Source organism: Candidatus Neomarinimicrobiota bacterium, assembly GCA_036476315.1.
In the GTDB taxonomy this organism is placed as follows: Bacteria; Fidelibacterota; Marinisomatia; order Marinisomatales; family S15-B10; genus JAZGBI01.
In genome coordinates, this window is the sequence record JAZGBI010000081.1 from 1 (window position 1) to 8,202 (window position 8,202).

Below are 8,202 nucleotides of genomic sequence, written 5' to 3' on the forward strand. Positions count from 1 at the left end.
CACCCAGCTTTTCCAGGAACTTGTGGTGGGATATGGTTTTACCGACTCGTCCTCCATCTCTGGGGAGGACTTGTCCGCCGTCTTTTGGGAGGATCATCAGAGTCGCTTCAATAATTCTCCAGAACATACACATCGCCGACTTTCCTGGTGAGACTGAAATAGATTGTTTTGCCATCGAAAGACCAACTCGGGTAGTCAAGGATGAGGTTTGCTTCGACGAAATTTGTTATCTGCTTCACCTTCCCTGTGCTAACAGAAACCAGGCAAAGGTTCTTGTGGTCGCGGACAAACAGTATTTGGTCCCCGTTAGCTGGCGACCACCGAGGATGAGAGTCTTCGGATTCACCTGATGTGATCTGGTTCGGCGTACCACCTTCGGAAGGAACGATCCATATGTCGCGCGTGCCTTTCATCTCAGCTTGGAAAGTAATGTATCTTCCATCAGGAGACCATGTGGGAAACCAATCCCTTGATTCGAGAAACGTAATTTGCTTTGATTCTTGATGTTCTAACGAATATATCCAAACATCCTGGTTGCCATCTTTCACAAGGGAAAATGCGAGTTTCTCTCCATTGGGAGACCATGCAGGAATATTACCCTCGGGTGCAATTTCTCGAACGGTAACATCTCCCAACTTCTGTGTAACGATTTTCTGATCCTTTTGATACACAATTTGTTTTCCATCGGGAGACCATTGCGCGGAAAACACAGCACTCTCAGCAGAAGTGAGTTTCGAAAGCACCCTGCCATTCAAATCCATAGTCCACAGCTCTACTTTTCCACTTCGATCAGATTGAACAAGGAGTGTTTGTCCATCGGGCGAAAGATGGGGATAACCCTCAGAACTTGTTTCGAATGTCACCTGACGAAGTTCTCCGGAGGACAGAGTAAGCTCCCAAATGTCCGCAGTATTTCGGAGCGTTGCAAAAGTAATCCGGCTCCCATCCGCCGCAGCACTAACATTGATATCATCGCCCTCTCCGATCGTGACGCGCATCGGCGAGACAGACGTCTCGTGAGCCGATGGGGAGAATAGCACCTTCCAGATATTCATGATCCCGGTTCGTGCAGACGAAAACAAGATATGTTTCCCATCAGGTGTCCAGGCTGGTCTTACCACAAGACTATTCTCGTCAGTAATCTTTATCCGTTGACCTCCCGCCGAGGGAATCACGTGCAGGTCGTAACTAGGAAATGCTCCAGAGCCGTAGACAATCCATTTGCCATCCGGAGACCAGCTCGGTTGATAATCAAAATCCTCGTCATCGGTCAATTGTGTCGGCTCTCCCCCCTCTGAAGGAGTAAGCCAGAGATCCCACTGTCCGCCCCGGTTCGATTGGAATGTGATGTCCTGGCCATCAGGCGACCAAGCAGGGTAGTATCCATTGTCAACGAGCTTTACAGGGGTACCGCCGAGAGCCGGCACAAGAAAAATATCTCCTCCTTTTCCATTGATGTACGGTGTGAGCGACCCCTGACCGAGTACAATGGAAAGCCTCCCACCGTGATCTCTTGACGACACGAAAGCGAGTTTGCCCCCGTCGGGGGACCAGCTAGGCTGTGCATCATCCGCATTGCTATCGATGACCCAGATTGGTTTACCACCACCGAGAGGAAGAACGACGATATCCAGATTCCCCCGTTCATCAGTGGTATACGCGACGAATTTTCCGTCAGGCGACCAGGTCGGTTCATCCTCCAAACCGGGGCCAAATGTCACTTTGGTCAATTTTGCCTCAGCACGTACCGACTCTTTTCGGCTTTCCGTCGTCAAGAAGAGTCCAACCACAATTATTAGAATCATGAGGAGAGCAGCACCCACGTATGACTGGGGCCGATTTCTCCACGTCAGCTTGCGTTCTCTTGCTCCTGGTTTGGTCTTTCCAGATTCCAGGTCTCTCTTCAACTTCTTCAGATCGGCACCCAGATCGTCCGCGTGCTGGTAACGGTCTTCCGGTTCTTTCTCCAGAGCCTTGTGGATGAAACGATCAAGCTCCTGGGGAATATTGGGATTCAACGTGGTAACGGGAAGGGGAAGGTCATTTACAATAGCATACAATACAGCCGCATCGTGTTCTCCTTTGAAGGGTAGTTGACCGGTAGCCATCTCGTACATCACCACACCAAAAGAAAAAAGGTCGCTCCGGCGGTCCACCTTCAACCCTTCCGCTTGCTCCGGTGACATATACGCCAAAGTGCCCAGGGTACTTCCTTCCTCCGTAACCCTTGTCACCCCTTTCCGCTTCGCCAGGCCAAAGTCCATGATCTTTACCAGACCATCCTTTGAAATCATTATGTTCTCAGACTTGATATCCCGATGAATTATTTCATTGCTGTGTGCGGCATTTAGTCCTTCAGCCACGGGAATGACGATATTCAATAGTTCCTTTGTTCTCAGGGGTCCCTTTTCCAACTTGTCCTTGAGCGTCTCACCTTCAACATATTCCATGGCGATGAACGTCTGCCTGCCCGCCGTGGAGGGATCCTCCGCGTCCTCAATCGCAAAGACGGTCATGATATTAGGATGGCTAAGAGCAGACGCAGCCTGGGCTTCATAGAGGAACCGGGTCTTATCCTCTTCATTAGCCAGAAGATGGTGGGGTAAGAACTTGAGAGCGACGGTTCGTTTGAGCTTCGTATCCTCAGCCTTGTACACCACACCCATCCCACCTTCACCGAGTTTTTCGATGATGCGATAGTGAGAGATTGTTTGACCGATCATGGACAACACCCCCCGCTTTCCCGTCTAGCCGCCGGACAGGCGCTCTGCCTCAGCGGGGCCACCGCTAAAGCGGGATAAACAGGCATCCCGCCTTCGCCCAGCTTTTCAAGGACCTTGTAGTGGGAAATGGTTTTGCCGACTTGTCCGCCGTCTTTTGGGAGGATCATCACTCTGGCGATCAAAGTTTTCCGCTGAATCTTTGCTTGAATGCTTCGTGACGAATCTTCACTTCCGAAAGGAGGGTCTGAAACTCTTCGGTAGTTCGAATACTTTCAAGTAGTGGATCACTGTCTATATAAGGATAGTTGAAGAAGCCTTTGCTTGAGGCTTTCAGACTCTTCAAGGCTAGATTTGTTTCTCCTGCCAGCGCATAAAAGTGGGTGAGTCGATAGAGCATTTCATGATCAACGATGTTTCTTTCTTGCAAAGACTTTGTGATGCTTCGAACACGCTTGAAATTTCCTCGTGCAGCCTCCTTGTACGCTTTTCCGAAGAGACTCCAAATGCTAGATGGATCGACCTTCTGGCAAGAATCGAAAATAGCAGATGCCCGCTGCCAATCCTTGGAATAGTAATACGCCATCCCCTGGTAAAAAAGCGAATGAACATCAACAGGTTGTCCAGCAGCATTGCGCCGCTCAATTGTGCTATCCACCGACGAGACCGCAGCGAAGTATTCTCCTTTGTAGATCAAGGCCTTCGTTATTTCAATCTGGTTGTCAAATGGGCTGACATATCTGGGATCGAGTGCCTGTGCACGTACGTACATTTCGATCGATTCATCCATCATCCCACCATATCGATAGACATAACCAAGACTCGAATAGAAGTCCGGGGAATTGGGATTCACGCTGAACGCTTGCTGTAACAGAGCGGCAGCTTCGTCAATCTTCCCGGTCTCTGCATAGAGATTCGCAAGTCCGGAGATGGCATCCGGAAGCTCGCTATTCAATCTGAGGGCTCGGTCATAAGCTCGCTCTGCCAATTCATAATCGCTCTCCCAGGCTCCAGAAAACTGGGCATACGTCTGATATGCCAAACCAAGGGAAGCCCAGGCCAGTGAATAGGTTGAATCCAGCTGAACTGATTTCTCCAGGAGCTGGATCCGATTGGCCCAGTCAGTAGCGGTCGTCAATGGACTTGCTACTGCTTTGAGGAAATACTCGTAGGCAAGGGGATTAGAAGGCACATCCTTTCTAAGTCTTACTTCTTCCTCCGGCGACAAATGCAACTTTAGACCGGCAATGATTTTCCGTGAGATGGAATCCTGGACGGTGAAAATATCCGAATACTCGACCTCAATAGGCTCTCGCCAGACGATTTCGTTCCGAGAAACGTTTACAAGCTGAGCATTGAGTCTGAAGCGATCCCCTTCCTTCATATAGCTGCCGGTCAAGACAACTTCCACGTCCAGATCACGAGCCACTGACGAAAGATCAATCTCAGCACCGTCGTACTTGCGAATGGCGCTTGATGGACGAACTACGACACTCTGAACGTAGTCCAACTTTGTGATAATTTGATCAGCAAGCGAAAAGCCAAGAAAGTCTGTTCCGGGGTCATTTCGAACACTTCTGAATGGGAGTACTGCGACCTAAGATAAGACGACTGAAGACTCTATCCTGGGAGACCGTGAAGTGAGGAACCACAGGCCGGCTGCAATAAATAGAACTAAGACAGAAGTAGGGACAAGCCAAACTGGCGTCTTCTTTGGTTCTCTCATTCCCGGAATTTGTGCTTGTGTGGTAGTTATTCGTCCCGATTCTAAGTCCTTCTTCAACTTCTTCAGGTCTACTGCCAGGTCATCTGCATGCTGGCAACGTTCAGACGGTTCCTTTTCGAGCGACGTATTTACGATTCTTTCAAGCTCTAATGGCACGGCTGTGCGCAAACCTGTTATCGGCTCCTGCTCTTCATTCAAGATCGAATAAATTACCGCCTGCTCATAATCCCCTTTGAAAGGCAATTGCCCTGTGACCATCTCGTATAGGATAACCCCGAGAGACCAGATATCTGTTCGGTGATCTATCTCTTCTCCACGCGCTTGCTCCGGTGACATGTAGGCCACCGTACCCACAGTGGTGCCTGTCTTGGTGATCTTTGTCCTCCCGCCTAGCTTGGCTAAGCCAAAGTCCATGATCTTCACTTGGTCTTTCTCAGTCAACATAATGTTAGCGCTTTTGATGTCCCGATGAACGATCCCTTTCTCCTGCGCCTCCTGCAACCCTTCTGCAATCTGAATGGCAATGTCCACCGCTTGATCTAATTTCAACGGGCCTGATTCTATTCTCTCTTTTAGACTCTCTCCATCAATATAAGCCATGGCAATGAAGGTCTGCCCTTCCACCTCGTCAATTTCGTGCACAGTACAGATATTGGGATGATCCAATGCCGCAGCAGCCTGTGCTTCGTGAATAAGGCGGGTCTTTTCTTCTTTACTTCCCACCATGTGCGGAGCGAGAAATTTCAAAGCTGCGGTACGTTTAAGTTTGGTGTCCTCGGCTTTGTAGACTATTCCCATTCCTCCCTCACCCAGCTTCTGAAGGATACGATAATGTGAAATCGTTTTCCCGATTTGAATCGCCATGGTTATGCCTTCAGGTCAATCAAGGATTTTGCCCCGCTTTGCGGGATCCCGCGGTGATGGTGGGAGATGGTTTTTCCGACTTGTCCTATATCTTTTTGGAGGATCATTGGGACAAGCCTACGGCTTCCAGCAACCCAGCAAATCTGGGATCGGAGCGCACAGTATCGAGAACTGGATCTATCTTGAGATAAATTAACAAGTAGGACCTCTCTTCAAGGGCCTTTTCCAACCAGTCAAACGCTGCATCTTTCTCACCAAGACCCGTGTAGATAGCCGCGATGTCGTACGCAGACACATATCTGCGCCTTGATAGCTCGATCAATTCCTGAAGAACCTTCCTTGACCTTCGAGACCTACCCGCTACCGCGAAACTGTAGCCAAGCATAGCTAACATATTTGTGCTGCTTCTGTAAGAAGACGTTACGTTTCCAAAATGCGGGATGAACTTCTTTAGATCCGCCAGGGTCTCCTTCGCTTTTTGTCCCTTATCCCTAGCTGCCCTATGCTCTCCCATGATTTTCAACCACTTCGTGCTCCCTCCGTAGAGCTCTATCGCCCTTTCAATCTCAACAGTAGCTTCCTTATACCTTGACTCTTGGTTGTAAGCTTGACCAAGAAAGAAGTGGGCCACACCGAAGTTTGGGTCCATTTCTAGGGTTTTTCGATATTGGTCTACCGCTTTGTCATGCTGACCCTGAAAGTAGAACTGGAGACCAACACTAAGGTTTATGACGAGCGATAGTGGATCTAGTTTGCACGCTCGTTCACTCTGAAATGCAGCTTCATCAAATCTCCCCAGCGGGGTCAAAAGGTTAATAGCATACCAGTGATGTGCCATCGCATAGCTTGGGTTAGACTCAATAGCGCGCCTGAATTCTCGCTCGGCACCTGACCAATCCCAAGTGTAAACCGATTTGAAACATCCAAGGGAGCAATGGGCTTCAGCAGAAGTGTTATCGATCGCCAATGCCTTCTGCGCTGCTTTCTCAGCCTTTATCATAGCCTCATTCGGGGACAATGAGCTATAGATTCCAAGTGTAATGTAGGAGTCGGCCAGGCCAGCATAAGCCGGAGCGTAGTCGGGATCCCGCTCGAGTGCCTTTTCAAACCATTGGATACTTCTCCTCAGACTGCCTTCCGTTCGCTTGTTCCAATGGTATCGCCCCTTCAGGTACAGGTTATATGCCTCAAGATTCTTGGCATGGGACTTGACAAGTGGGGTCCCAAGTCTTCCCGGTAGCTCAGTCTTTAACCTGTCAACAATAGCCCCGGCAATCTTATCCTGGACAGCAAAGACATCCGTTGTCTTCCCTTCGTAGCTCTCTGACCAGAGATGTAACCCGTCTCTTGCATCAACAAGCTGGGCTGTGATACGCAGTTTTTTCCCTGCCTTTCTCACGCTCCCCTCCAATACAGCACTCACATTGAGATTCTCCCCGATCTTGCGAACATCTTGAGCTTTCCCCTTAAACTGAAAAGCAGACGTTCGGGAGGCAACGCGCAGCCTCTTAACTCCTGTCAACGCATTGATGAGTTCTTCTGCCATCCCATCGCAAAAATATTCTTGATCTTTCCTGGGACTCAAATCTTCAAAGGGAAGGACAGCGACAGAAATCGGCGTTATATCCTCAGCAGTCTGCCGCTTTACCTCCCCAGATTCGAAAGTCCTTTTGAGGTTTCTAAGATCCGTCAAGACCTCGTTCATTTTCTGGCAGCGTTCATCACGGCTCTTTGCGAGACACTTGTTTATTATTGTATTGAATGCGGTCCCCATCCTAATGTGTGAATCGCTCACTGGTTGCGGATCTTCATTCAAAATTGAATAGATAACCGCTTGCTCGTAATCTCCCTTGAAGGGCAGTTGCCCGGTGAGCATTTCGTATAACACGACCCCAAAGGACCAAATGTCTGTTAGGTGATCAACTTCCTCTCCCTGGGCCTGTTCCGGTGACATATAAGCTACCGTCCCCACGGTGGTGCCGACCTTCGTAATCCTTGCCTCACCTGCCAGCTTCGCCAACCCAAAATCAACAAGTTTAGCCAACCCGTCCGTCGTAACCATGATGTTGCCGGGTTTGATGTCCCTATGCACAATTCCTCCCTCGTGGGCCGTCGCCAATCCCTGAGCTACCTGAATCGCCAAATCCACTGCCTCGTCCGGATTCATGGATTCTCGTTTGATCTTCTCCTTCACCGTCTCCCCATCATAGCAGCCCATTGAAATGAACATGCGATCATCATCCGTCTCATCAATCTCATAGACGGTACAAATGTTGGGATGGTCCAGAGCAGAAGCGGCTCGAGCCTCATGAAGGAATCGGGTTTTTTCTTCTTCGTTGGTCAGGAGATGAGAGGGTAGGAACTTAAGGGCTACGGTCCGCTTAAGCTTCGTATCCTCGGCTTTGTAGACGATTCCCATTCCTCCTTCGCCAAGCTTCTCGATGATGCGATAGTGAGAAATCTTTTCCCCGATTTGAATCGCCATGGTTATGCCTTCAGGTCAATCAAGGATTTTGCCCTGCTTTGCGGGATCCGGGTCGAACCAAGTTAAGTGATTGATAGTCAAATGAACACGTTCCAATTTACCCAAGATGGCCGCTTTCCACAGGATCCCAAGTATCAAGTGTCAAGTATCAAGGATCAGGGATCAAGTGTCAAGTTTCAAGGATCAGGGATCAAGTATCCAGTATCAAGCATCCAGCATCAAGTATCTAGTATCCAGCATCAAGGATCAAGTACCCAGTCACCAGTGAACCAGTTAACCAATCGGTACGGTTTCAAGACATGGTTGACACAAGAATGTCAGGACATGGTTGACACTCAACGACTAAACTTAGGGCATAATGACAAAGGAGATTACTTATGCCCTGGAAGGAGTGTAGCCTAATGGAG

Annotated in this window: 4 protein-coding genes; all 4 read right to left on the bottom strand. The window is 49.2% G+C overall.

Features of this window, described 5'->3' with window-relative positions; genetic code table 11:
• Window positions 1–107 precede the first annotated feature (107 nt).
• Window positions 108–2,723 carry a protein kinase gene (locus V3U24_08230; GenBank protein ID MEE9167429.1) on the bottom strand — a complete coding sequence of 872 codons (2,616 nt, stop codon included), beginning with the start codon at window positions 2,721–2,723 and terminating at the stop codon, window positions 108–110.
• Window positions 2,724–2,901: 178 nt separating this feature from the next.
• A complete protein-coding gene (locus V3U24_08235; protein ID MEE9167430.1) occupies window positions 2,902–4,230 on the bottom strand; it encodes a tetratricopeptide repeat protein in 1,329 nt (442 codons plus the stop codon).
• Between the two features lie 87 nt (window positions 4,231–4,317).
• Window positions 4,318–5,310: a serine/threonine-protein kinase gene (locus tag V3U24_08240; protein ID MEE9167431.1), complete on the bottom strand. Its 993-nt coding sequence runs from the start codon at window positions 5,308–5,310 to the stop codon at window positions 4,318–4,320.
• A gap of 103 nt (window positions 5,311–5,413) precedes the next feature.
• The gene (locus tag V3U24_08245; GenBank protein MEE9167432.1) at window positions 5,414–7,795 is read right to left on the bottom strand and encodes a protein kinase; all 2,382 of its coding nucleotides are present in this window, start codon (window positions 7,793–7,795) and stop codon (window positions 5,414–5,416) included.
• Window positions 7,796–8,202 lie beyond the last annotated feature (407 nt).